Source organism: Pseudomonas sp. OV226, assembly GCF_003148705.1.
Taxonomy (GTDB): Bacteria; Pseudomonadota; Gammaproteobacteria; order Pseudomonadales; family Pseudomonadaceae; genus Aquipseudomonas.
Genome location: NZ_QGGS01000004.1, coordinates 124,585 through 149,490, shown reverse-complemented (window position 1 = coordinate 149,490; position 24,906 = coordinate 124,585). Strand labels below are relative to the sequence as shown.

General features: G+C 59.4%; 20 protein-coding genes and 1 pseudogene. 14 read left to right on the top strand and 7 right to left on the bottom strand.

Annotated elements, in window-relative coordinates:
• Positions 1 to 23: 23 nt before the first annotated feature.
• The 3 genes and pseudogenes from C7534_RS09215 to C7534_RS09205 all read right to left on the bottom strand — a co-directional run bounded on the left by C7534_RS09215 (position 24) and on the right by C7534_RS09205 (position 1,199).
• Positions 24 to 347, bottom strand: coding sequence for a helix-turn-helix domain-containing protein (locus C7534_RS09215; RefSeq protein WP_109785589.1), 324 nt, complete (start codon positions 345 to 347; stop codon positions 24 to 26).
• A pseudogene (locus C7534_RS09210) lies at positions 331 to 584 on the bottom strand (type II toxin-antitoxin system RelE family toxin). The gene C7534_RS09215 and the pseudogene C7534_RS09210 overlap by 17 nt, the downstream one beginning before the upstream one ends.
• 213 nt (positions 585 to 797) lie before the next feature.
• Positions 798 to 1,199 (bottom strand): lysozyme inhibitor LprI family protein, encoded by a 402-nt coding sequence (locus C7534_RS09205; RefSeq protein ID WP_046029862.1) that lies wholly within the window; start codon positions 1,197 to 1,199, stop codon positions 798 to 800.
• Between the two features lie 234 nt (positions 1,200 to 1,433).
• Between C7534_RS09205 and C7534_RS09200 the strand changes: the two genes are divergently transcribed.
• The 8 genes from C7534_RS09200 to C7534_RS09165 all read left to right on the top strand — a co-directional run bounded on the left by C7534_RS09200 (position 1,434) and on the right by C7534_RS09165 (position 11,224).
• The gene (locus C7534_RS09200; RefSeq protein ID WP_046029863.1) at positions 1,434 to 2,411 is read left to right on the top strand and encodes a dipeptidase; all 978 of its coding nucleotides are present in this window, start codon (positions 1,434 to 1,436) and stop codon (positions 2,409 to 2,411) included.
• 169 nt (positions 2,412 to 2,580) lie between these two features.
• Entirely contained in the window at positions 2,581 to 3,111 is a 531-nt protein-coding gene (locus C7534_RS09195) for a DUF5943 domain-containing protein (RefSeq protein WP_007947752.1), read from the top strand.
• A gap of 15 nt (positions 3,112 to 3,126) precedes the next feature.
• A complete protein-coding gene (gene dgcA, locus C7534_RS09190) occupies positions 3,127 to 5,187 on the top strand; it encodes a dimethylglycine demethylation protein DgcA (protein WP_046052432.1) in 2,061 nt (686 codons plus the stop codon).
• Positions 5,188 to 5,363: 176 nt separating this feature from the next.
• The gene (dgcB, locus tag C7534_RS09185; protein ID WP_109785588.1) at positions 5,364 to 7,313 is read left to right on the top strand and encodes a dimethylglycine demethylation protein DgcB; all 1,950 of its coding nucleotides are present in this window, start codon (positions 5,364 to 5,366) and stop codon (positions 7,311 to 7,313) included.
• Positions 7,313 to 8,533 carry an electron transfer flavoprotein subunit alpha gene (etfA, locus tag C7534_RS09180; RefSeq protein WP_109785587.1) on the top strand — a complete coding sequence of 407 codons (1,221 nt, stop codon included), beginning with the start codon at positions 7,313 to 7,315 and terminating at the stop codon, positions 8,531 to 8,533. The genes dgcB and etfA overlap by 1 nt, the downstream gene beginning before the upstream one ends.
• A gap of 15 nt (positions 8,534 to 8,548) precedes the next feature.
• Positions 8,549 to 9,319, top strand: a complete 771-nt coding sequence (etfB, locus tag C7534_RS09175; RefSeq protein WP_077431143.1) for an electron transfer flavoprotein subunit beta — start codon at positions 8,549 to 8,551, stop codon at positions 9,317 to 9,319.
• 20 nt (positions 9,320 to 9,339) lie between these two features.
• Positions 9,340 to 9,906, top strand: coding sequence for a GNAT family N-acetyltransferase (locus tag C7534_RS09170; RefSeq protein WP_046029871.1), 567 nt, complete (start codon positions 9,340 to 9,342; stop codon positions 9,904 to 9,906).
• 130 nt (positions 9,907 to 10,036) lie between these two features.
• Positions 10,037 to 11,224: a retropepsin-like aspartic protease gene (locus tag C7534_RS09165; protein ID WP_109785586.1), complete on the top strand. Its 1,188-nt coding sequence runs from the start codon at positions 10,037 to 10,039 to the stop codon at positions 11,222 to 11,224.
• A gap of 760 nt (positions 11,225 to 11,984) precedes the next feature.
• Here the strand turns inward: C7534_RS09165 and gbcA are convergent.
• Positions 11,985 to 13,280 (bottom strand): glycine-betaine demethylase subunit GbcA, encoded by a 1,296-nt coding sequence (gene gbcA / locus C7534_RS09160; protein ID WP_046029875.1) that lies wholly within the window; start codon positions 13,278 to 13,280, stop codon positions 11,985 to 11,987.
• Positions 13,281 to 13,562: 282 nt separating this feature from the next.
• On the opposite strand from gbcA, the gene gbcB reads away from it, so the two are divergent.
• Positions 13,563 to 14,663 (top strand): glycine-betaine demethylase subunit GbcB, encoded by a 1,101-nt coding sequence (gbcB, locus tag C7534_RS09150; protein WP_046029877.1) that lies wholly within the window; start codon positions 13,563 to 13,565, stop codon positions 14,661 to 14,663.
• 183 nt (positions 14,664 to 14,846) lie between these two features.
• Here gbcB and C7534_RS09145 read toward each other — a convergent pair whose 3' ends face one another.
• The 3 genes from C7534_RS09145 to C7534_RS09135 all read right to left on the bottom strand — a co-directional run bounded on the left by C7534_RS09145 (position 14,847) and on the right by C7534_RS09135 (position 17,646).
• The gene (locus tag C7534_RS09145) at positions 14,847 to 15,230 is read right to left on the bottom strand and encodes a hypothetical protein (protein ID WP_109785585.1); all 384 of its coding nucleotides are present in this window, start codon (positions 15,228 to 15,230) and stop codon (positions 14,847 to 14,849) included.
• Positions 15,231 to 15,497: 267 nt separating this feature from the next.
• Positions 15,498 to 16,322: an SDR family oxidoreductase gene (locus C7534_RS09140; protein ID WP_109785584.1), complete on the bottom strand. Its 825-nt coding sequence runs from the start codon at positions 16,320 to 16,322 to the stop codon at positions 15,498 to 15,500.
• 283 nt (positions 16,323 to 16,605) lie between these two features.
• The gene (locus C7534_RS09135; protein WP_109785583.1) at positions 16,606 to 17,646 is read right to left on the bottom strand and encodes a threonine aldolase family protein; all 1,041 of its coding nucleotides are present in this window, start codon (positions 17,644 to 17,646) and stop codon (positions 16,606 to 16,608) included.
• A 133-nt stretch (positions 17,647 to 17,779) separates the two neighbouring features.
• Here C7534_RS09135 and C7534_RS09130 point away from each other — a divergent pair, with 133 nt between their 5' ends.
• The 5 genes from C7534_RS09130 to C7534_RS09105 all read left to right on the top strand — a co-directional run bounded on the left by C7534_RS09130 (position 17,780) and on the right by C7534_RS09105 (position 24,809).
• Entirely contained in the window at positions 17,780 to 18,496 is a 717-nt protein-coding gene (locus tag C7534_RS09130; protein WP_046029884.1) for a TraX family protein, read from the top strand.
• A 285-nt stretch (positions 18,497 to 18,781) separates the two neighbouring features.
• The gene (gene glyA, locus C7534_RS09120) at positions 18,782 to 20,035 is read left to right on the top strand and encodes a serine hydroxymethyltransferase (RefSeq protein ID WP_046029886.1); all 1,254 of its coding nucleotides are present in this window, start codon (positions 18,782 to 18,784) and stop codon (positions 20,033 to 20,035) included.
• Positions 20,036 to 20,058: 23 nt separating this feature from the next.
• A complete protein-coding gene (locus C7534_RS09115) occupies positions 20,059 to 21,309 on the top strand; it encodes a sarcosine oxidase subunit beta (RefSeq protein WP_007947735.1) in 1,251 nt (416 codons plus the stop codon).
• A gap of 156 nt (positions 21,310 to 21,465) precedes the next feature.
• Positions 21,466 to 21,795, top strand: coding sequence for a sarcosine oxidase subunit delta (locus tag C7534_RS09110; protein ID WP_007947734.1), 330 nt, complete (start codon positions 21,466 to 21,468; stop codon positions 21,793 to 21,795).
• Positions 21,792 to 24,809 (top strand): sarcosine oxidase subunit alpha, encoded by a 3,018-nt coding sequence (locus tag C7534_RS09105; RefSeq protein ID WP_109785582.1) that lies wholly within the window; start codon positions 21,792 to 21,794, stop codon positions 24,807 to 24,809. Before C7534_RS09110 ends, C7534_RS09105 begins: the two co-directional genes overlap by 4 nt.
• Positions 24,810 to 24,906: the final 97 nt, after the last annotated feature.

The following is a 24,906-nucleotide window of genomic DNA, read 5'->3' as shown; positions in this document are numbered from 1 at the left end:
TTGAGTGGCTGATGGCGTGCAGCTTACAGCTCAAGCTGATCGGCGTTGATACCGAAAGCTGCGGCGATTTTTTCGCGGGTAGCCTTGCGGGGGTTGGCGACAGTTTCCTGCTGCGCAAAGGCCGGTTGGGAGATACCCATGCGTTTGGCCACTTCATCCTGAGTAAGGTTCAGATGTTCACGCCATGCGCGAATCGGCGTCGCGCCATCGACGATACGGCTGACCACTTCATGGGGAATCAGATCGGGCTCAATCTTTTGCGCCACATATTGCGCGTAGGGAATGACCACGAAAGCAGGGTTTCCCTCTGCATCATTGATGATTTGAACGTCAGTAGGTGCGTTCATCACGTTTTTTGACCTCTTGAATACTGACCACTTTGATTGCGCCATCCCAGTCGAACATGACTCGATAGTTACCCACTCGAAGTCGATAGGCATAGTCATGACCAACCAGTGCTTTGACATTGCCTGTATCAGGCATGCCGGTTAGCACCGTGACGGCACACGAACCTGGATCTGGTGAGCGGAATGCAATTTCAGAAGCTGCTTAACGGCCTTTCGAGTCCAGTGAATGCTGTTCATGGGAAAATATAAGTCTTTTATAAGATTTGCGAATCTTTACTTATATTTTTCAGGGCGCCAATAAACGAACCATGTCGGCATGTTGCCTGCCTGATGCGTTCGTTTATCAAGCTAAAAGGGTGTTGTAGGTGTGGTGAGCACAGCCTGTAGGAAAGGGCGGTTTGTCAGAACAGTAAGCTGGCGTGAGTGCCAGCTTCCGATAGTCGATCGGCTTTACTCCTGCCCAATCGACTCCAAAAACTCCGACCGCTCGTCACTCATCCGCGCCACGCAATCATTTTGCGCAATGGTGAACGCCTTGCTACCGCTGGTCGCCGGAAACGCCTCAACCGCGCAATCCGCATCTCGGGTCTTCAGCCATTGTTGTTGAGCGGCCTTGAGCTTGGCGTTGATGTCGGACAGTTGTGCCGGGTTCTTGCCGTAGGCCGTTTGCATACGCTCGGTCAGGCCTTGGTAGTTTTCTTTGAGCAGGTCTTCGGCAGTGGTTCGGCTGAAGGCCGAGCATTCGAGGGTCTGGATGTCGTTTTCGACTTTGTCGCAGGGATTGTCGTCGGACTCTTCAGCGGCGTGTACGCCGGTTGCTATCAGTGCCAAAGCCAGGATGATCGATTTCATTGCGCCGCCGCCCCAATCCAGTAGTGCATTCAGTAATGCCGCGAATTCTGGCCCATGCGAAGGCCCTTGAACAGGTGGGCAATCGTGCCGTGCGGCGACCCTTTGTCGCGGATTGACGCTTTCGGCAAACCCTCTGTCGTTTTTGCACCCGGCTACCGAGGCACCGAGGCATATGCTGGCCCCAAAGCGCCGGCACACGATTCGGCGCGTGAATCGCTAATAGGGGACAGCCTGATGAGCCCAGCCGAATTGCACGCCGACAGCATCGTTATCGACGGGCTGATTATTGCCAAGTGGAACCGTGAACTGTTCGAAGACATGCGCAAGGGCGGTCTGACCGCGGCCAACTGCACCGTGTCGGTGTGGGAGGGCTTTCAGGCGACCGTCAACAACATCGCCGCCAGCCAGAAGCTGATTCGCGAGAACAGCGACCTGGTGATCCCGGTCCGCACCACTGCCGACATCCGTAAAGCCAAGGAGCAAGGCAAGACCGGCATCCTGTTCGGCTTCCAGAATGCTCACGCGTTTGAAGACCAGATCGGCTATGTCGAAGTGTTCAAGCAGCTCGGCGTCGGTATTGTGCAGATGTGCTACAACACCCAGAACCTGGTGGGCACCGGCTGCTACGAGCGCGATGGCGGCCTGTCGGGTTTCGGTCGTGAAATCGTCGCCGAGATGAACCGCGTCGGCGTCATGTGCGACCTGTCCCACGTCGGCTCCAAGACGTCGGAAGAAGTCATCCTCGAATCGAAAAAGCCAGTGTGCTACTCGCACTGCCTGCCGTCGGGCCTGAAAATCCACCCGCGCAACAAGTCCGATGAAGAACTGAAGTTCATCGCCGATCACGGCGGTTTCGTTGGCGTGACCATGTTCGCGCCGTTCCTGGCCAAGGGCATCGATTCGACCATCGACGATTACGCCGAAGCCATCGAATACACCATGAACATCGTTGGCGAAGACGCCATCGGCATCGGCACCGATTTCACCCAGGGCCATGGCCAGGAGTTCTTCGAATACCTGACCCATGACAAGGGCTACGCCCGCCGCCTGACCAGCTTCGGCAAGATCATCAACCCGCTGGGCATCCGCACCGTGGGCGAGTTCCCGAACCTGACCGAAACCCTGCTCAAGCGCGGCCACTCCGAGCGCGTGGTGCGCAAGATCATGGGCGAGAACTGGGTGAACGTCCTCAAGGACGTCTGGGGCGAATAACGCCACTTTTTAAACAACGATCTTTGTAGCAGCTGCCGAGGCACGAGGCTGCGTTGCGGTCCGAAGGACCGCCCTCGGGGGCCGCTTCGCAGCCCAACGCAGCCTCGCAGGCTCGACAGCTGCTACGGCTAGCTATCGCCTCAACACATTGAATTCTGGAGCTTTACCCATGGCTAAAATCGCCCCGCAATTGCCAATCGAAGTCGACAGCGAAACCGGTGTCTGGACCTCCGACGCCCTGCCAATGCTGTACGTACCGCGCCATTTCTTCGTCAACAACCACATGGGCATCGAGGAAGTGCTGGGCGCCGAAGCCTACGCCGAAATCCTCTACAAGGCCGGCTACAAGTCCGCCTGGCACTGGTGTGAAAAAGAAGCTGAATGCCACGGCCTGGAAGGCGTCGCGGTGTTCGAACACTACATGAAACGCCTGTCGCAACGCGGCTGGGGCCTGTTCAAGATCCAGGACATCGACCTCGACAAAGGCACCGCCAGCGTCAAGCTCGAACACTCGGCGTTCGTCTACGTCTACGGCAAGGTCGGGCGCAAGGTCGACTACATGTTCACCGGTTGGTTTGCCGGTGCCATGGATCAGATTCTGCAGGCCCGTGGCAGCAAGATTCGCACGGTTGCCGAGCAAGTCTACGGTGGCTCCGAAGAAGGCCACGACGACGGTTTGTTCACCGTCAAGCCGTTGTAAGTCGAGGAACCCGCCATGGCTTTCGAAGCAATGTTTCAGCCGATCCAGATCGGCAAACTGACCATCCGTAACCGCGTGCTCAGCACCGCGCACGCCGAGGTCTATGCCACCGACGGCGGCATGACCACCGACCGGTACGTCAAGTATTACGAAGAGAAAGCCAAGGGCGGGATCGGCCTGGCGATTTGCGGCGGTTCCTCCAGTGTGGCCATCGACAGCCCGCAAGGCTGGTGGAAGTCGGTCAACCTGGCCGACGACCGGATCATCCCGCACTTCCAGAACCTGGCCGATGCCATGCACAAGCATGGCGCCAAGATCATGATCCAGATTACTCACATGGGCCGCCGTTCCCGCTGGGATGGCGAGCATTGGCCAACCCTGCTGTCGCCGTCGGGCATCCGCGAGCCGGTGCACCGTGCGACCTGCAAAACCATCGAACCGGAAGAAATCTGGCGGGTGATCGGCAACTACGCCAGCGCCGCCGCGCGTGCCAAGGCCGGTGGCCTGGACGGCGTCGAGCTGTCCGCCGTGCATCAGCACATGATCGACCAGTTCTGGAGCCCGCGGGTCAACAAACGTACCGACGAATGGGGCGGCAGCTTCGAGAACCGCATGCGTTTCGGTCTGGAAGTGATCAAGGCTGTGCGGGCTGAAGTCGGCCCGGATTTCTGCGTCGGCATCCGTCTGTGCGGTGATGAATTCCACCCGGATGGCTTGTCCCACGAGGACATGAAGCAGATCGCCAAGTACTACGACGACACCGGCATGATCGACTTCATCGGCGTGGTGGGTTCGGGTTGCGACACCCACAACACCCTGGCCAACGTTATCCCGAACATGAGTTATCCACCGGAGCCATTCCTGCACTTGGCGGCCGGTATCAAGGAAGTGGTCAAGGCCCCGGTGCTGCACGCGCAGAACATCAAGGACCCGAACCAGGCGACCCGTATTCTGGAGGGCGGCTACGTGGACATGGTCGGCATGACCCGCGCCCACATCGCCGACCCGCACCTGATCGCCAAGATCAAAATGGGTCAGGTCGACCAGATCAAACAGTGCGTCGGTGCCAACTACTGCATCGACCGTCAGTATCAAGGCCTGGATGTGTTGTGCATCCAGAACGCCGCGACCTCCCGTGAATACATGGGCGTACCGCACATCATCGAGAAATCGACCGGTGTGAAGCGCAAGGTTGTGGTGGTCGGTGCCGGCCCTGCCGGGATGGAAGCCGCGCGTGTGTCGGCCGAACGTGGCCACGACGTGACCCTGTTCGAGAAGAAAGAATTCATCGGCGGGCAGATCACCACCGCTTCGAAAGCCCCGCAACGGGACCAGATCGCCGGTATCACCCGCTGGTTCCAGCTTGAGTTAGCGAGGTTGAAAGTTGACCTGCGCCTGGGCGTGGCGGCCGATGCGGCAACTATTCTCGACCTGCGTCCGGATGTGGTGGTACTCGCCGTCGGCGGCCATCCATTCCTGGAGCAAAACGAGCACTGGGGTGCGGCTGAAGGTCTGGTGGTCAGCAGTTGGGACATCCTCGACGGCAAGGTTGCACCGGGCAAGAACGTGCTGGTCTACGACACCATTTGCGAGTTCACCGGGATGTCGACGGCCGACTTCCTCGCCGACAAGGGCAGCCAGGTCGAGATCGTCACCGACGATATCAAGCCGGGTGTGGCCATTGGCGGTACGTCGTTCCCGACTTACTACCGCAGCATGTACCCGAAAGAAGTGATCATGACCGGCGACATGATGCTGGAGAAGGTCTACCGCGAAGGCGACAAGCTGGTGGCGGTGCTGGAAAACGAATACACCGGCGCCAAAGAGGAGCGGGTGGTGGACCAGGTTGTTGTCGAAAACGGCGTGCGTCCGGACGAAGAAATCTACTACGCCCTGAAGGAAGGCTCGCGTAACAAAGGCCAGATGGACATCGAAGCCCTGTTCGCGATCAAGCCGCAACCTTCGTTGAGCCAGGCGGGCGACGGCTATTTGCTGTTCCGCATCGGCGACTGCGTGGCCCAGCGCAACACCCACGCGGCGATCTATGACGCGCTGCGGTTGTGCAAGGATTTCTAAGAGCTTGTGGATAGCCCTGTAGGAGCAAGGCTTGCCCGCGATAGCGTCGGAGTTTCCGATGCATCTTTGGCGGTAGAAATACCGCCATCGCGAGCAAGCTCTGCTCCTACAGGGAATCGGGCAAGGCATCCAGGTAGTTTGGCCTGCAAGACCCTGCGGTCTTTGGGAGCTCCACCATGTTGAACACCCTTCTTCCAATCCTGTTGTTCGCAGCCCTGGGCCTTGCTGTCCTCGGCGCGTTGCGGCGGGTGGCTATGTGGCGTCGGGGCCGGGCTTCGAAAGTTGACCTGATCGGCGGCCTGTTCGCCATGCCCAAGCGCTACATGGTCGATTTGCACCATGTCGTCGCGCGGGACAAATACATCGCCAACACCCACGTCGCCACGGCCGGTGGTGCAGTGGCGTCCATTGTGCTGGCGATTCTGGTTCATGGTTTTGGCCTGCATAACCGCATCCTTGGTTATGCGCTGTTACTGATGACGGCTGTGATGTTCGTCGGTGCGATCTTCGTCTACCTGCGTCGGCGCAACCCTCCGGCCCGTTTGTCCAAAGGCCCGTGGATGCGCCTGCCGAAAAGCCTGTTGGCGTTCTCGGCATCGTTCTTCCTGTTGACCCTGCCGGTCGCCGGCATCCTTCCGGAAAACTTCGGTGGTTGGCTGGTCGCTGCGATCCTTGGCGTCGGCGTGTTGTGGGGCGTTTCGGAACTGTTCTTCGGCATGACCTGGGGCGGGCCGATGAAGCACGCCTTCGCTGGTGCGCTGCACCTGGCCTGGCACCGTCGCGCCGAGCGTTTTAATGGCGGCCGTTCCACCGGTTTGAAACCGCTGGACCTGAACGACCCGACCGCGCCGCTGGGCGTGGAAAAACCCAAGGATTTCACCTGGAACCAACTGCTCGGCTTCGACGCCTGCGTGCAGTGCGGTAAATGCGAAGCCGCGTGCCCGGCCTACGCCGCCGGCCAGCCGCTGAACCCGAAAAAACTGATTCAGGACATGGTGGTCGGTCTGGCCGGTGGCACCGATGCCAAGTTCGCCGGTAGCCCGTATCCAGGCAAAGCCATCGGTGAACACGCAGGCAATCCGCATCAACCGATCGTCAACGGTCTGGTGGACGCTGAAACCCTGTGGTCATGCACCACGTGCCGCGCCTGCGTCGAGGAGTGCCCGATGATGATCGAGCACGTCGATGCCATCGTCGACATGCGCCGCCATCTGACCCTGGAAAAAGGCGCCACGCCAAACAAGGGCGCCGAAGTCCTGGAAAACCTGATCGCCACCGACAACCCGGGCGGCTTCGCGCCGGGCGGGCGGATGAACTGGGCGGCGGACCTGAACCTCACACTGATGAGCGAGAAGAAATCCGTCGACGTGCTGTTCTGGGTCGGCGACGGTGCCTTCGACATGCGCAACCAGCGCACCTTGCGCGCCTTCGTCAAAGTGCTGAAAGCGGCGAAAGTCGACTTCGCGGTGCTGGGTCTCGAAGAGCGCGACAGTGGTGACGTAGCCCGACGCCTGGGCGACGAAGCGACCTTCCAGCTATTGGCCAAACGCAATATCCAGACCCTGGCCAAATACAGCTTCAACCGCATCGTCACCTGCGACCCGCACAGCTTCCACGTGCTGAAAAACGAGTACGACGCGTTCGACGGCAACTACCTGGTGCAGCACCACAGCACCTACATGGCAGAAATCATCGGTGCGGGCGCGTTGAATCTGGGTCAGCACAAAGGCAACAGCGTGACCTATCACGATCCGTGCTACCTCGGCCGCTACAACGGTGAATACGAGGCACCACGTGAAGTACTGCGCGCCCTCGGGATCGAAGTGAAAGAGATGCAACGTTCCGGTTTCCGCTCGCGCTGCTGCGGCGGTGGTGGCGGTGCACCGATCACTGACATTCCGGGCAAGCAACGTATTCCCGACATGCGCATGGAAGACATCCGCGAAACCGGCGCCGAACTGGTGGCCGTGGGTTGTCCACAGTGCACTGCGATGCTCGAAGGCGTGGTCGAACCCCGGCCGCTGATCAAGGACATCGCCGAACTGGTGGCAGACGCGTTGCTCGAAGACGCGGCCCCGAGCAAGCCGACCAAACCGGCCCAACGTGAACCTGCGGAGGCCCACTGATGAGCGACATTATCCGCCGCGACCCACGCGCCGAATGGATCGCCCGTAACCGTTTGCACCCGCTGCACGCGGCCATGCAACCGGCGCAACACAGCTGGATGGGGCCGAACGGTGTCATCCGTAAGAATCCTCATGGCATCGGTTTTATCGGTCCCAACGGCATCAAACGCATTGACCGCAGCGGCGCTCAACAGGGTGGGGCGAGCAAACGCTCGGCCGCCGTTGAAGTGCAACTGCCGCTGCATCAGGTACCAGCACCTGCGTTCTACATCAGCGTGGTGCCGGACATGGTCGGCGGTCGCTTGAGCAGCCACGACCGCGACTTGCTGGGCCTGGCGCATCAGTTGGCCGGCAAGGACGGCGCGGTACTGGCCGTGGTCTTCGGCGAACACAAAGAGACGGCGTTTGCCACGGCGGGCGTCGATCGCTTGCTGGTGCTGGAAGGTGACGAATTCAGCGGTTATGCACCGGAACAACGGGTTCAGGGCTTGCGGGCTGTGGATAACCAGTTCAGCCCGCGTCATTGGCTGTTGCCGGACAGCCGCAGCGGCGGTGGTGAACTGGGTCGACGTTTTGCCGCCGCACTGGGCGAACGCCCGGCCACGCGGGTCTGGCAGGTCAAGGATCAGGAATGCATCGGCCGCGCCGGTGCTGGTTTGCAAGACCTTGCACGCCCGGTTGCGCGGTTGATTCTGGCGGCGGCCGAATGTGCCGAACCGGTCAGTGAAACCCGTCACGAAGCCTTGGCGGTGGAGTTATCCACAACCGTGGTGCGCAGCCTCTCGCGCATCGAAGATCTGGGCGCGGTGGCGGTGGACCCGGCGGCAATTCCGATGGCCGAAGCCGAGTTCATCTTCTCTGGCGGCAATGGGGTCAAGGACTGGGGACTTTTCCACAGGACGGCCGAGGCGTTGGGCGCTACGGAAGGCGCGTCCCGTGTGGCGGTGGACGATGGCTTCATGGCCCGTGACCGTCAGGTTGGCGCATCCGGCACCTGGGTGACCGCGCGGGTTTACGTGGCCGTGGGGATTTCCGGGGCGATTCAGCACCTGCAAGGCATCGGTGCCTGCGACAAGGTGGTGGCAATCAACCTCGATCCTGGCTGCGACATGATCAAACGGGCCGACCTGTCGGTGATCGGCGAGAGCGCCGAGATTCTTCAAGCCTTGATCGACGCGGTAGAGGCTTACCGCAACGACGCCAAGCGCGATGCGGCTTAAGGGAAGGAAAGGGTTATGAGCACGAAAATCATCAGCCTGGTGTCCATCGGCGCCCACCCGACCTCCGGCCGGCCACGTCGCGCGGAGCAGGATGCGCGGGCGGTGGAGCTGGGCTTGCAACTGGCTGGGGATAACCTGCAAGTGCTGCATGCCGGCGATGTCGCTGAACCTGCACTGCGCGCCTACCTGGGCATGGGGCTGGAACAATTGCATGTGCTTGAGCAGCCTTCAGGTGCCGATGCACTGCCAGCGTTGACCGCCTATTTGCGCGATGCGGGGGCACAAGTCGTGCTGACCGGCAGTCAGGCCGAAACCGGTGAAGGCTCGGGCATGTTGCCGTTTTTGTTGGCGGAAAGCCTCGGCTGGCCATTGGTGGTCGGTTTGGCTCAAGTGGAGTCCATCGATGGCAGTTCTGCGTTGGTGCTTCAGGCTTTGCCCCGTGGCCAGCGCCGTCGATTGAAAGTGCGCCTGCCGTTTCTCGCCACGGTGGATAACGCTGCACCGAAACCTCGGCAGAGTGCCTACGGCCCGGCGCGGCGGGGCGTGTTGCACGCCGATGACGTGGAAGTCGTCGACGATGATTTGCTGGCGGTCGCCACCCTGCAACCGGCCAAGCCACGGCCCAAGCGCTTGAAGGTGATCAAGGCCAAGAGCGGTGCCGATCGCATGAAGGCGGCGACGGCCAAGGCCAGCGGTGGCGGTGGGCAAGTGCTCAAGGGTGTTACGGCGCAAGCGGGGGCTGAAGCCATTCTCAAATTGCTGATTGAAGAAGGTGTGGTCCGCTAGCGGTCCGTTGGGGGAAGTTAATGGCTGTTGAGTTTCGTTTGGCCCGGCGCGGCGATGCGCGGGAGATTGCGCGGTTGTTCCAGATTTCGTCGGAAGGGGCTTCGGATTACATCTGGAGCCAGATAGCAGAGCCCGGCCAGGACCTGCTGGACGTTGGTGCCATCCGCTATGCCCGCGACGATGTGGACTTTTCCTATCAGAATTGCCTGATCGCCGAAGCGAACGGGGAAGTCGTCGGCATGATGCACTGCTATGTGATGCGCCATGATCCGCTGGCGGCTCCGGTGACTGACCCGGTGTTGGCGCCCTACGCCACGATGGAAATCCCTGACACCCTGTACATCTCCAGCCTGGCGCTGCACGAGGGGTGGCGCAACCAGGGCCTGGGCAAGCAGTTCCTCGCTTACGCCTACGACCGGGCCAATCAGTTGGGGCTCAATGGCCTGAGCCTGATCGACTACGCTGCGAACACCGGCGCCCGCCGGTTTTACGAGCGACACGGCTTTCGTATCGTCGACACCTGTCAAATCACGCCCCACCCGATGATTCGGGTCACGGGTGAGGCTTACCTGATGTATCGGCCGTAAGGGCGACCACTCGCCGTACCGCTCGGTGAGCTACAGTTTTGCTGTGCGCTGTCTAAGGGTGCGGCACGGTCTACGGAGCTTTTAGACGTTCAGCGCTTAATCATGAAACCCGTTTTTGAGTGGGTTGACTATGAAGGCGTTGCAGCGTCGTGCGACCTGGTTGCTCTGTGCGGTGATGTGCGTGCCTGCGGGTTTGATGGCGGCGGCCAAGCCCGCGGCTGTCGAGCCACGTCATGCAGCCGATCTGGATTTTTATCAGTGGATGGCGTCGCCGCAAGGGCAAAAAGCGTCCCTGGCACAGATGCGGCAGCAGTGCGCCAAGGTTGTGGATGCCGAGAGCAATCTCAGTTGTTCAGTGTCCGTTTACGCCCGAATGTTCGAGGCCAAAGTCGCCAATCAACTGCCTGATTACTACCTGGCGATCAAGCACCGCCATGCCCGGGCCATCGCGAATGATCCCGAGCTCAACGTTCTTTTTTCCATGTTTGGCCCTCGATCCATCGCGGCCCTGCGCGCGGTCGGCGACTTTTCCGTGACCAGGAGCCGGCGACACGAGGTCGTGACGCTTTATCCACGCCCCAGCGAGGGTTACGTCACGGACGAAGTGCTGCCCTACATCAGCGTCAAAGCGGCCAACGGTGTCTCGTCGCGTTTCATAGTGGACACCGGTGCGCCACAAACCCGGGTCAACAGCGAAACCGCGAAGCGCATGGGCATCACCTTGCTGACCGACTCCCAATACGGCTACAGCACCTTTTATGGCGAACATGACCTGTCAGCCAAGCTGGGTATTTTCGAGTCCTTGACGATCGGCGGGAGCGAATTCAGGAATGTCCTGGTGTTTGTCAGCGACCGGGATAACTTGCTGGGGCTGGATCTGATCGGCAAGTTGGGGCGCTTGAAGCTCAGCAGAAAGAACCTGGAGCTTAACGCTGCACCTCCCGCGCGATGCGATGCGCCGGTGACCTATGGGCGCATGGACATCAATCAACGACTGACCATTGCCGCACACCTGGATCGCCGGGCGACACTGGCGATTGTCGATACCGGCAATGTTGATTACCTGACGTCGGCCTGGCCCGGGGAGTCTCCTGTCAACGTCGCCGAAAACTCGCGCCATCAGACCTTCAGGGGCGAATTGGATTTGTCCGGCCACACCAGGGTCATCCAGTACAAATACTACCCAGGCTTCACCATTCCGCCGTCGTTGTTGAACGGGCAGTACGTGCCTTCGATTTTGCTCGGCTGGCGGGCATTCAATGACTACGAGATGGACCTTGACCCCGAATCCGGTCGCTCGTGTCTGAATAAAATCTGATTTACCCACAATCCCTGTTGGCGATTCTGTGGATAACGTGTTCGTCCCTCGCTACACCCCACACAAATCAAGCCCTGCAAGCCTCCGTACAAAAAACCACCAGGCTAAGTGCCGGTTTTTATGGGCTTTTTACGGTGGATAAAGTTATGCGTGCTCCAATACTTGCCCCCAATCTCTGTTGGCGCTTCTGTGGATAAGATGTTCGCTAACCTCTACAGGCCTTATAAACCGGTGCCTGCATACGATTGTTCAAAAAACGACCAATTCATCGATTCCGACCGGTAAACAGCCCGCAAACCGCGATTTATCAAGGTTTCCAGTGGTTTTCCACAGAACGACAGAAGTTGCCCCCAAAGTCTGTTGGCGCTTCTGTGGATAAGGTGTTTGCCATCCTCTGTAAGCCACGTAAAACGTGATCTACAAGCTTTAGATCAAAAAACAACCAGTTGCCGTTCAAAACCCTGCTTCTGGATAAGTCACGGATTTTCTTCAGTTTCTGTGGAGAAAGTTTTCTGTAAAACCACACTTGTCCCCAATAGCTGTGGGTGGAGGTGTGGATAACTTGTTTGCTGAAGGCTGGAAGGCACGCGGGGCATAGTGCTGAACGGAATAGATCATATTTCGTACAGTTCTGAATCGGGGGGATATCGGGGGAGGATGTGTTGTTGGGGAGGGTGCCATCGCGAGCAGGCTCACTCCTACATTCCCCTGTAGGAGTGAGCCGGCTCCGGGCGGCGTTCCGACGATGCTTTTAGCGCTGTCAGCCTTGTACAGGAACGCCTTTGAGGTACGGCGCAGGCTCGGCCCCCAGGTTGTTCAGCAGGCGTTCGCTGTACCAGTCCACAAAGTTCACCACGCCAAACTCATACGTCTTGGAGTAAGGCCCTGGCTGGTAAGCGGTGGAGTTGATGCCGCGCTGGTTCTCTTCGGCCAGGCGACGGTCCTGGTCGTTGGTGGCGTCCCAGACCTGGCGCATGCGCTCCACGTCATAGTCCACGCCTTCAACGGCATCCTTGTGCACGATCCACTTGGTGGTGACCATGGTTTCCTGAGCGCTGATCGGCCACACCGTGAAGACGATGATGTGGTCGCCCATGCAGTGGTTCCACGAGTGCGGCAGGTGCAAGATGCGCATCGAGCCCAGGTCCGGGTTCTTGATACGGCCCATGAGTTTGGCGCAGCCCTGTTTACCGTCCATGGTCATCGACACGGTGCCCTTGAGCAGTGGCATGCGCACGATGCGGTTACGCAGGCCGAAGCTGGCGTGGGCGTAAGGGATCTTCTCGGCTTCCCAGGCAGCGGCGGAGGCCGCGACGTGGTCCTTGAATGCCTGATCGGCACGTGGGTCGGTGACGTCGTCCCATTCCAACAGGGTTTTCAGCAATTCCGGGTGCGACGCGTTGCAGTGGTAGCACTCACGGTTGTTTTCCAGCACCAGTTTCCAGTTGGCCTTTTCCATCAAGGTGGTGGTAATCGCCACCTTGGTGTTCTCCATGTCGTACGGTTCCATGTAATGGTTCAGCGTCGACAGGAAGTCATCGATGGCTGGCGGGTTCTCCGACAGGCTGATGAAGATGTAGCCACCCGCAGTCTTCACGTTCACCGGCTTGAGGCCGTACTGCTTCATGTCGAAGTCGGCGCCCATCTCGGTGCCGGCGAACAGCAGGCGACCGTCGAGCTCGTAGGTCCACTGGTGGTAGTGGCAAACCAGTTTGGCGACCTTGCCTTTTTCGCTGGTGCACAGGCGTGAACCACGGTGGCGGCAGACGTTGTGAAACGCGTGCACAACGCCTTCGGCGCCGCGAATCACGATGATCGGGTTTTTGCCGATTTGCAGGGTCAGGTAGTTGCCCTTGGTCGGGATCTCGCAGGTCATGCCGGCGATCAACCACTCTTTCTGGAAGATTTCCTGCATGTCGATATCAAACAGCCGCTCGTCAGAGTAAAACGGCTGCGGCAGCGAGAAAGTGCGCTCGCGTTCTTGCAGCATCTGCGCGGTGGCCTTGCGTGCGGGTTCCAGTGGATCGCCCAGGCTCAGGGTAGTGGTGACGTCCATCGTTTAATCCTCAAGGCCATTCTGTGTGGCCGGCGAAAGTGGCTAATCAGGTTTGCTACGCAAGGTGTAATGGTTGTGTCTTGGTATGGGGCGAGTGTGGGGCCGGCGCTGGGCAGAACCTTATCCATGGGCGACATGGCCCAATCTGTTCCCGACGCGCAACCCCCGGTAGATGCAGGCTGGTCGCGATAAGTATGTGAATGTCGCAGATAGGTAAATGGGTGATCGGCGCGTTACGCAGAATCGCCAACATAAGGCCGAGCATCGGCGGTGGAGAACAGCATGTCCAACAGCTTCCTGAATCCGGTAACGACCCAGACCTGGGCCAATGGTCGACACATCGTCCGTTGCGTCAAAGTCATCCAGGAAACCTGGGATGTGCGCACTTTCTGCTTCATGGCCGATCAGCCGATCATGTTCTTCTTTAAACCGGGGCAGTTCGTCACCCTGGAGCTGGAAATCGAAGGCGTGCCGATCATGCGCTCCTACACCATTTCCAGCTCGCCATCGGTGCCTTACAGCTTTTCGGTGACGATCAAGCGTGTGCCGGGCGGCAAGGTCTCGAACTGGCTGCACGATACCCTGCATGAAGGTCAGGAGCTGGCAGTGCACGGGCCGGTCGGGCTGTTCAACGCCATGGACTTCACCGCGCCGAAGGTGCTCTACCTCAGCGGTGGCGTCGGCATCACGCCGGTCATGTCCATGGCGCGCTGGTTCTATGACACCAACGGCAACGTCGACATGGTGTTTATCCACAGCGCCCGCTCGCCCAAGGACATCATTTACCACCGTGAGCTGGAACACATGGCATCGCGGATCGACAACTTCAGCCTGCACCTGATCTGCGAGAAGCACGGCATGGGTGAGCCCTGGGCCGGTTATCGCGGTTACCTCAACCACCGAATGCTTGAGTTAATGGCGCCGGACTTCCTTGAGCGCGAAGTGTTCTGCTGCGGCCCGACGCCGTACATGAGTGCGGTCAAGCGCTTGCTGGAAGCCGCTGGCTTCGATATGTCGCGTTATCACGAAGAGTCCTTCGGCGCGACCCCGCCAGAGGCGCGCGCCGATGCAGTGGAACACGCCGAGCAGGCGGCCGACGCACCGGAACTCGACGTGGCGGATCTGTATCAGGTGGAATTCACCGCGTCCGGCAAAAGCATTCGCGTTGCGCCGGGGGAAACCGTTCACGCGGCGGCTGCCAAGTTGGGGCTGTTGATTCCGAAGGCCTGCGGCATGGGCATTTGCGGGACGTGCAAGGTGATGAAACTGGGTGGCGAGGTCGAAATGGACCACAACGGCGGGATCACCGAAGAAGACGAGGCCGAAGGGTTTATTTTGTCGTGCTGCAGCGTGCCGAAGGGCGACGTGCGTATCGAGTTTTAGAGTCCAGAAGACAAATATGCTGCACCATGTAAATTTCATTGGATGTGTCTGTTAAAACATCGTTTGTGACGCTGGGTTTGCGCATTGGATGACCCTGACTTAAGAGTGAGTCAGGGTCATCGTTGGTGTTGCAGGGACGGTGCGTAAAATTGGCTATCGTTAAGTCCCTTGAAGTTATATTGTCTAGATTTGTTTTACCGCCGCTCCAAGGTACTTGAGCTTAAGCGTGCCATCCTGCGGGTACTCGAATCTATTGCAAAGAAACTCAAAATACTCACCCTTATGATGAATAACGTCGCCGTTACTAAGTGAAAGCATGCACTTATAACTTTCATGCCCTTTCTCCGGTGCTTTCCAGAGACTACCCCGATCTTCATCTGGACCACCCAGCGCAATCGTACTGAGAGAATATACTCCGGCTTTGTCGTTCCAGAGTTTGAATCTGACAGAAGACCTTGGGTTGAGGCTATTTTCAACCGTGTCACCTGTCTTGATGGCTAAGTTTTCTAGGGTTAGAGGGAAGTCTGCTTTAAGAAAATTGGTGCCAATCCGTGATTCAATGTCCATTGTATATCTCCTTTAGCGATATAAAGAATTTGAAACAAATTGCTCAGGGGTTTTGGTGGGCTATTGTCCGCTGAGTAAAAGAGACGTTAATGGTCATCAAATAATTTGTATAGCTGTCAACTTTTACAGCTATACAAATTCGCAAAGATATGATCTTCGCTTGCAGGCTATAAGTATCAAATATGTGCATGTTAAAAAAATTAAGTTCTGCGGCGCACGGTAATCAATCCGTTTACGTGCGTCGCATATTGATGGTCAGGTAAAGATTCAGTCGACGAACAAATCGGTCATCAGCGCAGCGTCACTGTCCGGTTTGTGGCGGTAGTGGTCAAACTCTGTGACCCCGTTCTCTCTCAAAATCACTTCATCAATCAGTAGCCGGCCAGTAATGCTACGACCGCTGCTGTCCAGAATGACGTGGGCGGCATCCGCCATGATCTCTGGCGTGCGCGCATGCTTGAATGATTCCCGTGAGCCGAGCTGAAATTCAATGGCGGCGGTGGCGATCATCGTCTGTGGCCACAGCGAATTGACGCTGATGCCGTAGTTCTTGAACTCCTCGCTCATGCCCAGCGTCAGCATGCTCATGCCGTATTTGGTCACGGTGTAGGGGCTGTATTGGGCGAACCATTTGGTCGCCAAATTCAAGGGCGGTGACAGGTTGAGAATGTGCCCGCCGGTTTTTTTCAGATAGGGCAGGGCGGCTTGGCTGCACAGCAACACGGCGCGGGTGTTGATCTGGTGCATCAGGTCGAAGCGCTTGAGTTCGATGTGCTGGACCCCGGTTAACTTGATGGCGCCCGCATTGTTGATCAGCGCATCGATGCTGCCGAAATGTTCGTTGGCCTGGGCCAGTGCTGCGCGTACCGCGTCTTCCTCGCGCACGTCCACCTGCAAGGCCAGCGCCTTGCCCCCGGCCGCTTCGACTTCCTGCGCCACACTGAAAATCGTACCCGGTAATTTGGAGTGCGGCTCGGCGCTTTTGGCCGCAATTACAATATTGGCCCCGTCACGCGCCGCCCGCAGCGCGATCTCACGACCAATCCCGCGACTGGCACCGGTGATGAACAGGGTTTTGCCTTGTAGGGACATGCATACGCTCCTGATTATTGTTATGTGAGCGGATCAAAACGGCTCGCAGACAATGTAGACCAAGAGTTGCGCCACGATCACGGGCACTTTTGTATCGGGAGGGGGCGACAGCGCTTTTTATGTAGCAGCTGGCGCAGCCTGCGTTCGGCTGCGCAGCAGTCGTGAATTCAGACAGCATGGTGTGTCATGCACACCGCGCTATAGGGTTTTACGACTGCTGCGCAGCCGAACGCAGGCTTCGCCAGCTGCTACAGGAGTGTGTTGCGGCAGACTGACGTGGTGATCAGCGGGACATGACTTCGCGAATGTCGGCGGCCAGTTCACGGACGCGTTCTTCTTCGGTGTCCCACGAGCACATGAAGCGTGCGCCGCCGTTGCCGATGAAGGTGTAGAAGCGCCAGCCCTTGGCGGTCAAGGCAGCAATTGCAGGTTCAGACAGTTGCAGGAACACGCCGTTGGCCTGTACCGGGAACATCAGTTCCACGCCAGGTATGTCGCTCACCAGTTCGGCCAGCAACTGCGCGCAGTGGTTGGCGTGGCGGGCGTATTTGAGCCAGGCGTCGTTTTCCAGGATCCCGACCCACGGTGCCGACAAAAAGCGCATTTTCGACGCCAGTTGCCCGGCCTGTTTGCAGCGGTAGTCGAAGTCTTCAGCCAGTTTTTCGTTGAAGAACAGAATTGCCTCACCGACCGCCATGCCGTTTTTGGTGCCGCCAAAGCACAGCACGTCAACGCCGGCCTTCCAGGTCAGGTCTGCCGGAGAGCAGCCAAGGAACGCGCAGGCGTTGGAGAAACGCGCACCGTCCATGTGCAGGTTCAGGCCCAGTTCCTTGCAGGTGGCGCTGATGGCGCGGATTTCTTCCGGGGTGTAGACGCTGCCGACTTCGGTGGCTTGGGTCAGGGTCACGACGCGCGGTTTCGGGTAGTGGATGTCCTGGCGCTTGAGGGCCACTTCGCGGATCGATTCCGGGGTCAGCTTGCCGTTTTCGGTGCGGGCGATGAGCAGCTTGGAACCGTTGGAGAAGAATTCCGGTGCGCCGCATTCGTCGGTTTCGACGTGGGCGGTTTCCGAGCAGATCACGCTGTGGTAACTCTGGCACAGCGACGACAGGGCCAACGAGTTGGCGGCGGTGCCGTTGAAGGCGAAGAATACTTCGCAGTCGGTTTCGAACAGTTTGCGGAAATCGTCGGACGCGCGAGCGGTCCATTCATCGTCGCCGTAAGCACGCTGGTGGCCGTGGTTGGCCTGTTCCATGGCCGCCCAGGCTTCAGGGCAGATACCGGAATAGTTGTCGCTGGCGAATTGTTGGCTCTTATCGGTCATGGCCCTGCTTTCCGTGGTCGAGGCGCTTATGGTGAAGCGTCTCGTGGTCAATGATGGTGCGCACTTTACCGAAGATCATCCGGGGAGCACACGCGATGCGTCTGACAGAAAAACACTTAGACGACGGGCAATTATGCACATGACTCAACGGGATGGGGCACTGGATCTGCTCAAGTGGCTGGCGCTGCTGAGCATGGTGATCGATCACCTGCGATATGTCGGTTACTCCGTCGATTTGCTGTATGTCCCGGGACGGCTGGCGTTTCCGTGGTTTTGTCTGGCGATGGCCGTGAACCTGTCGCGAACCGACGTGGCGACGACGCAAGGTCAATGGCGATATTTCGGCTGGTTGCTGCTGTTCAGTGCGATCAGCGAAATTCCTTACCGAATGTTCATTCCTGATCCCGACACCTTGAACGTGTTGCCCACGCTGGCCCTGGGCCTGTTGGTGGCGCGTGGCTGGCAGCACCAGACGCTGCAATCGCGACTGTTGGCCGCTGCTGCATTGCTGGTGGCGATGCTGTTCTGGCAACGGTTGATGTTCGGCTTCTTCGGTGTGCTATTGCCGTTGGCGATGCTGCTGGTGATCCGGCGGCCCTGGTATTTTGCGCTGTTGCCGGGACTGGTCTGCCTGGCGGCCAACGAATGGCACACGCTGTATTACGCCGCCCGGCTGGGCAACAGCGCGGCCATCCCCGGCATTGTTGCTTGTCTGATTGCGCCATGGCTGGGGCTGGTCTTGTTGCGACACGCAAAAGGCGTAAAACCACCGCCCATGCGCCGCTGGGCGTATGCGCTGTATCCCGTGCATTTTTTCCTGCTGCTACTTGTCCGTCAGATCGCTGCCTGACCCCTGTGGGAGCGGGCTTGCCCGCGATGGCGAAGTCAGGTCCAGCAATGATGCCGACTGACAGACTGCTATCGCGGGCAAGCCCGCTCCCACAGGGGATTCTTTCAAGTTTGAAGATTGTGTCCGGTCAGGCATTTCGGCTTATGTCGTAAACGCACCTTTGCGTGGCGTCCGTAGGCATTTGACCTGTCTGCGCCGGTCATACCATCGGCATCAAAGGGCACTGCCGTCATGCCAGTGCCTTACCGAGACGAATGGCGCACAGATGCCGCTGGGAGAGACGCGATGTTCAGCAAGCAAGACCAGATCCAGGGTTACGACGATGCACTGCTGGCGGCGATGAATGCCGAGGAGCAACGTCAGGAAGATCACATCGAGCTGATCGCGTCGGAGAACTACACCAGCAAGCGCGTCATGGAAGCGCAAGGCAGCGGCCTGACCAACAAATACGCCGAAGGTTATCCGGGCAAGCGCTACTACGGTGGCTGCGAGCACGTGGACAAGGTTGAAGCCCTGGCCATCGAGCGCGCCAAGCAGTTGTTCGGCGCTGATTACGCCAACGTGCAGCCGCACTCCGGTTCCTCGGCCAACAGCGCCGTGTACCTGGCCTTGATTCAGGCTGGCGACACCATTCTGGGCATGAGCCTGGCCCATGGCGGTCACCTGACCCACGGCGCCAAAGTGTCGTCCTCGGGCAAGCTGTACAACGCCGTGCAGTACGGCATCGACACCAAAACCGGTCTGATTGACTACGACGAAGTCGAGCGTCTGGCCGTCGAGTGCAAGCCGAAGATGATCGTTGCCGGCTTCTCGGCCTACTCCAAGACCCTCGACTTCCCACGCTTCCGTCAGATCGCCGACAAGGTCGGTGCACTGCTGTTCGTCGACATGGCCCACGTCGCTGGTCTGGTCGCCGCCGGTCTGTACCCGAACCCGCTGCCGTACGCCGACGTGGTCACCACCACTACCCACAAGACCCTGCGCGGTCCACGTGGCGGCCTGATCCTGGCCAAGGCCAACGAAGAAATCGAGAAAAAGCTCAACGCCGCAGTATTCCCGGGTGCCCAGGGCGGCCCGCTGATGCACGTCATCGCCGGTAAAGCGGTGTGCTTCAAGGAAGCGCTGGAACCAGGCTTCAAGGTTTACCAGCAACAAGTGATCGACAACGCCCAGGCCATGGCCGGCGTGTTTATCAAACGCGGCTACGATGTAGTGTCCGGCGGCACCGATAACCACCTGTTCCTGGTCAGCCTGATCCGTCAGGGCCTCACCGGCAAAGAGGCGGACGCAGCACTCGGTCGCGCCCACATCACCGTCAACAAGAACGCTGTCCCGAACGATCCACAGTCGCCGTTCGTCACCTCCGGCCTGCGCATTGGCACCCCGGCGGTGACCACGCGCGGCTTCAAGGTGACCCAGTGCGTCACGCTGGCCGGCTGGATCTGCGACATCCTCGACAACCTCGGCGATGCCGATGTCGAGGCCAATGTTGCCCAGCAAGTGTCGGCACTGTGCGCGGACTTCCCGGTTTATCGCTGAGCGCGGTTTTGGAGTAAATGACTATGCAACGCTACTCGGGCTTCGGCCTCTTCAAACACTCCCTCAGCCATCACGAAAACTGGCAGAAAATGTGGCGCACGCCGACCCCTAAAAAGGTCTATGACGTGGTCATCGTCGGCGGCGGCGGGCATGGTCTGGCGACCGCCTACTACCTGGCCAAGGAACACGGCATCACCAACGTGGCCGTGGTCGAAAAGGGCTGGCTGGGTGGCGGTAACACCGCGCGCAACACCACCATCGTTCGCTCCAACTACCTGTGGGACGAGTCGGCGCACCTGTATGAACACGCAATGAAACTGTGGGAAGGCCTGTCCCAGGACCTGAACTACAACGTGATGTTCTCCCAGCGTGGCGTTTACAACCTGTGCCACACCCTGCAAGACATCCGTGATTCCGAGCGTCGCGTCAGCGCCAACCGCCTCAACGGCGTGGACGGCGAACTGCTCGATGCCAAACAAGTGGCCGACGAGATTCCGTACCTCGACTGCTCGAAAAACACCCGCTACCCGGTGATGGGCGCCACCGTCCAGCGTCGCGGTGGCGTGGCCCGTCACGATGCCGTGGCGTGGGGCTTTGCCCGTGCCGCCGACGCCTTGGGCGTGGACCTGATCCAGCAGACCGAAGTGATCGGTTTCCGCAAGGAAAACGGTGTGTGCATCGGCGTTGAAACCAACAAGGGTTTCATCGGCGCCAAGCGCGTCGGTGTGGTCACCGCCGGTAACTCCGGGCACATGGCCAAACTCGCCGGTTTCCGTCTGCCGATCGAATCCCACCCGCTGCAAGCGCTGGTGTCCGAGCCGATCAAGCCGATTATCGACAGCGTGATCATGTCCAACGCCGTGCACGGTTACATCAGCCAGTCCGACAAGGGCGACCTGGTGATCGGCGCCGGTATCGACGGCTACAACGGCTACGGCCAGCGCGGTTCGTACCCGGTGATCGAACACACGATCCAGGCCATCGTCGAGATGTTCCCGGTCTTGTCCCGCGTACGCATGAACCGTCAGTGGGGCGGCATCGTCGACACCACGCCGGATGCCTGCCCGATCATTTCGAAAACCCCGGTACCGAACATGTTCTTCAACTGCGGTTGGGGCACCGGCGGCTTCAAAGCGACACCTGGCTCGGGCAACGTGTTTGCCGCAAGCCTGGCCAAGGGTGAAATGCACCCATTGGCCGCACCTTTCTCCATCGACCGTTTCCACAACGGTGCGTTGATCGATGAACACGGCGCTGCTGCGGTTGCCCACTAACAAAGGCCCCATGAAAACTACTGCGCTCGGCAATACGGCGTTAAAAACAGGCTCGAAATGCTCACTTAGTAAACTAAGCTCCGCTTTCTCGCCTGTTTTTGCCTTGTCTTGCCTTCGCTCGCTACGTTTTCACGGCGCTTGATAGGAGAAATCCCCATGTTGCATATCTTCTGTCCTCACTGCGGCGAGTTGCGCTCCGAAGAGGAATTTCATGCATCCGGCCAGGCGCACATCCCGCGTCCACTGGACCCGACCACCTGCACCGACGAGGAGTGGGGCGACTACATGTTCTTCCGCGATAACCCTCGCGGTCTGCACCACGAACTGTGGGATCACGTTGCCGGTTGCCGTCAGTACTTCAACGTCACCCGCGACACCGTGACCTACGAGATTCTGGAAACCTACAAGATCGGCACGAAGCCGCAGTTCACCGACAAGACTGAAAGTCCGAAAGCGGCCGCGCAGGCTCTGGGAGCGAAGGTATGAGCCAGATCAATCGCCTGTCCAACGGTGGACGGATCGACCGCAACAAAGTCCTGAGCTTCACCTTCAACGGCCAGAGCTACAAAGGCTTTGAAGGCGACTCGCTGGCCGCTGCACTGCTGGCCAACGGAGTCGACATCATCGGTCGCAGCTTCAAGTATTCCCGTCCGCGCGGCATCTTCGCTGCCGGCGCCGAAGAGCCGAACGCCGTGCTGCAAATCGGCGCGACCGAAGCCACACAGATTCCGAACGTGCGCGCCACGCAACAGGCGCTGTACCAGGGCCTGGTCGCCACCAGCACCAACGGTTGGCCGAGCGTGAACAACGACATGATGGGGATTCTCGGCAAGGTCGGCGGCAAGCTGATGCCGCCGGGCTTCTACTACAAAACCTTCATGTACCCGCAATCGTTCTGGATGACCTACGAGAAGTACATTCGCAAGGCCGCCGGTCTTGGCCGTTCGCCGACCGAGAATGATCCGGACACCTACGACTACATGAACCAGCACTGCGACGTGCTGATCGTCGGCGGTGGCCCTGCTGGCCTGGCCGCTGCACTCGCTGCTGCACGCAGCGGTGCCCGTGTGATCCTCGCCGATGAACAGGAAGAGTTCGGCGGCAGCCTGCTCGATTCCCGTGAAAGCCTCGACGGCAAGCCTGCTGCCGAATGGATCGCCAGCGTCATCGCCGAGCTCAAGGACACCCCGGACGTGCTGCTGTTGCCGCGCGCCACGGTCAACGGTTACCACGACCATAACTTCCTGACCATTCACGAGCGCCTGACCGATCACCTCGGCGATCGCGCACCGATTGGCCAGGTCCGCCAGCGCATCCACCGTGTTCGCGCCAAGCGTGTCGTTCTCGCGACCGGCGCTCACGAACGTCCACTGGTTTACGGCAACAACGACGTGCCGGGCAACATGCTCGCCGGCGCTGTGTCGACCTACGTACGTCGCTACGGCGTGGCACCGGGCAAAAAACTGGTGCTGTCGACCAACAACGATCACGCCTACCGCGTTGCTCTGGATTGGCTCGACGCCAGCCTGCAAGTGGTGGCCATCGCCGACGCCCGCAGCAACCCGCGTGGCGCACTGGTGGAAGAAGCCCGCGCCAAAGGCATTCGCATCCTCACCGGCAGCGCCGTGATCGAAGCCCGTGGCAGCAAGCACGTGACCGCTGCTCGCGTGGCGGCGATTGATGTGAAAGCTCACGCCGTGACCAGCCCTGGCGAGTGGCTCGATTGCGACATCGTTGCCAGCTCCGGCGGTTACAGCCCGGTGGTTCACCTGGCTTCGCACCTGGGTGGCAAACCGATCTGGCGTGAAGACATTCTCGGTTTCGTACCGGGCGAAGCACCGCAAAAACGCGTGTGCGTCGGTGGCATCAACGGCGTCTACGGCCTTGGCGATTCCCTGGCCGACGGTTTTGAAGGGGGCGCTCGCGCCGCTGCCGAAGCCGGGTTCCAAATGGTCGAAGGCGTACTGCCCAAAGCCCTGAGCCGTCTGGAAGAGCCAACACTGGCGCTGTTCCAGGTGCCGCACGAAAAAACCACCGCACGGGCGCCGAAGCAATTCGTCGACCTGCAAAACGACGTCACCGCTGCCGCCATCGAACTGGCGACCCGCGAAGGTTTCGAGTCGGTTGAACACGTCAAGCGCTACACCGCACTGGGCTTCGGTACGGACCAGGGCAAGCTCGGCAACGTCAACGGCCTGGCCATCGCCGCCCGTTCGCTGAACGTGACCATCCCGCAGATGGGCACCACCATGTTCCGCCCGAACTACACGCCGGTGACTTTTGGCGCCGTGGCCGGTCGTCACTGTGGGCACATCTTCGAACCGGTCCGTCACACCGCGCTGCATCACTGGCACGTGAAAAACGGCGCTGAATTTGAAGATGTCGGTCAGTGGAAACGCCCTTGGTACTTCCCGAAAAACGGTGAAGACATTCACGCCGCCGTGAAACGCGAATGCAAAGCCGTGCGCGACAGCGTCGGCCTGCTGGACGCCTCGACCCTGGGCAAAATCGACATTCAGGGCCCGGATTGCCGTGAGTTCCTCAACCGCATCTACACCAACGCCTGGACCAAGCTCGATGTGGGCAAGGCGCGTTACGGCCTGATGTGCAAAGAGGACGGCATGGTCTTCGACGACGGCGTAACCGCTTGTCTCGCCGACAACCATTTCGTGATGACCACCACCACCGGCGGCGCTGCACGCGTGCTGCAATGGCTGGAAATCTACCACCAGACCGAATGGCCGGAGCTGAAGGTGTACTTCACTTCCGTGACGGATCACTGGGCAACCATGACCCTGTCCGGGCCGAACAGCCGCAAGCTGCTCAGCGACGTCACCGACATCGACCTGAGCAACGAAGCGTTCCCGTTCATGACCTGGAAAGAAGGTCTGGTCGGCGGTGTTCCTGCGCGGGTGTTCCGGATTTCGTTTACCGGTGAGCTGTCCTACGAAGTCAACGTACAAGCCGACTACGCCATGGGCGTGCTCGAGAAAATCGTCGAGGCCGGCAAGCAATACAACCTGACGCCGTACGGCACCGAGACCATGCACATCCTGCGGGCCGAGAAGGGCTTCATCATCGTCGGTCAGGACACTGACGGCTCGATGACCCCGGACGACTTGAACATGGGCTGGTGTGTCGGTCGCACCAAACCGTTCTCGTGGATTGGCCAGCGTGGCATGAACCGCGAAGACTGCGTGCGTGATCAACGCAAACAACTGGTGGGCCTGAAGCCGATCGATCCAGCCAAATGGCTGCCGGAAGGTGCGCAACTGGTGTTCAACACCAAGCAGGCGATCCCGATGACCATGGTCGGTCACGTCACCTCCAGCTACTTGCACAACTCCCTCGGCTATTCGTTTGCCATGGGCGTGGTGAAGGGCGGCTTGAAGCGCATCGGTGAGCGAGTGTTCGCACCGCTGGCCGATGGCAGCGTGATCGAGGCGGAAATCGTTTCTTCGGTGTTCTTCGATCCGAAAGGCGATCGCCAGAATATTTGATGCTGATCGTTCCCACGCTCTGCGTGGGAATGCATCCCGGGACGCTCCGCGTCCCTTTAACAGCCGAACGCGGAGCGTCCGTAGAGGCATTCCCACG

What these genes read in the sequence shown, in the direction of transcription:
- C7534_RS09205 (WP_046029862.1), bottom strand. Translation starts at nt 1,199, where the DNA reads ATGAAATCGATCATCCTGGCTTTGGCACTGATAGCAACCGGCGTACAC.
- C7534_RS09115 (WP_007947735.1), top strand. Translation starts at nt 20,059, where the DNA reads ATGCAACGCTACTCGGGCTTCGGCCTCTTCAAACACTCCCTCAGCCAT.
- C7534_RS09140 (WP_109785584.1), bottom strand. Translation starts at nt 16,322, where the DNA reads ATGTCCCTACAAGGCAAAACCCTGTTCATCACCGGTGCCAGTCGCGGG.
- C7534_RS09145 (WP_109785585.1), bottom strand. Translation starts at nt 15,230, where the DNA reads ATGGACATTGAATCACGGATTGGCACCAATTTTCTTAAAGCAGACTTC.
- C7534_RS09195 (WP_007947752.1), top strand. Translation starts at nt 2,581, where the DNA reads ATGGCTAAAATCGCCCCGCAATTGCCAATCGAAGTCGACAGCGAAACC.
- C7534_RS09215 (WP_109785589.1), bottom strand. Translation starts at nt 347, where the DNA reads ATGAACGCACCTACTGACGTTCAAATCATCAATGATGCAGAGGGAAAC.
- C7534_RS09130 (WP_046029884.1), top strand. Translation starts at nt 17,780, where the DNA reads ATGCACATGACTCAACGGGATGGGGCACTGGATCTGCTCAAGTGGCTG.
- C7534_RS09200 (WP_046029863.1), top strand. Translation starts at nt 1,434, where the DNA reads ATGAGCCCAGCCGAATTGCACGCCGACAGCATCGTTATCGACGGGCTG.
- C7534_RS09105 (WP_109785582.1), top strand. Translation starts at nt 21,792, where the DNA reads ATGAGCCAGATCAATCGCCTGTCCAACGGTGGACGGATCGACCGCAAC.
- glyA (WP_046029886.1), top strand. Translation starts at nt 18,782, where the DNA reads ATGTTCAGCAAGCAAGACCAGATCCAGGGTTACGACGATGCACTGCTG.
- dgcA (WP_046052432.1), top strand. Translation starts at nt 3,127, where the DNA reads ATGGCTTTCGAAGCAATGTTTCAGCCGATCCAGATCGGCAAACTGACC.
- C7534_RS09165 (WP_109785586.1), top strand. Translation starts at nt 10,037, where the DNA reads ATGAAGGCGTTGCAGCGTCGTGCGACCTGGTTGCTCTGTGCGGTGATG.
- C7534_RS09170 (WP_046029871.1), top strand. Translation starts at nt 9,340, where the DNA reads ATGGCTGTTGAGTTTCGTTTGGCCCGGCGCGGCGATGCGCGGGAGATT.
- gbcA (WP_046029875.1), bottom strand. Translation starts at nt 13,280, where the DNA reads ATGGACGTCACCACTACCCTGAGCCTGGGCGATCCACTGGAACCCGCA.
- dgcB (WP_109785588.1), top strand. Translation starts at nt 5,364, where the DNA reads ATGTTGAACACCCTTCTTCCAATCCTGTTGTTCGCAGCCCTGGGCCTT.
- C7534_RS09110 (WP_007947734.1), top strand. Translation starts at nt 21,466, where the DNA reads ATGTTGCATATCTTCTGTCCTCACTGCGGCGAGTTGCGCTCCGAAGAG.
- etfB (WP_077431143.1), top strand. Translation starts at nt 8,549, where the DNA reads ATGAGCACGAAAATCATCAGCCTGGTGTCCATCGGCGCCCACCCGACC.
- C7534_RS09135 (WP_109785583.1), bottom strand. Translation starts at nt 17,646, where the DNA reads ATGACCGATAAGAGCCAACAATTCGCCAGCGACAACTATTCCGGTATC.
- etfA (WP_109785587.1), top strand. Translation starts at nt 7,313, where the DNA reads ATGAGCGACATTATCCGCCGCGACCCACGCGCCGAATGGATCGCCCGT.
- gbcB (WP_046029877.1), top strand. Translation starts at nt 13,563, where the DNA reads ATGTCCAACAGCTTCCTGAATCCGGTAACGACCCAGACCTGGGCCAAT.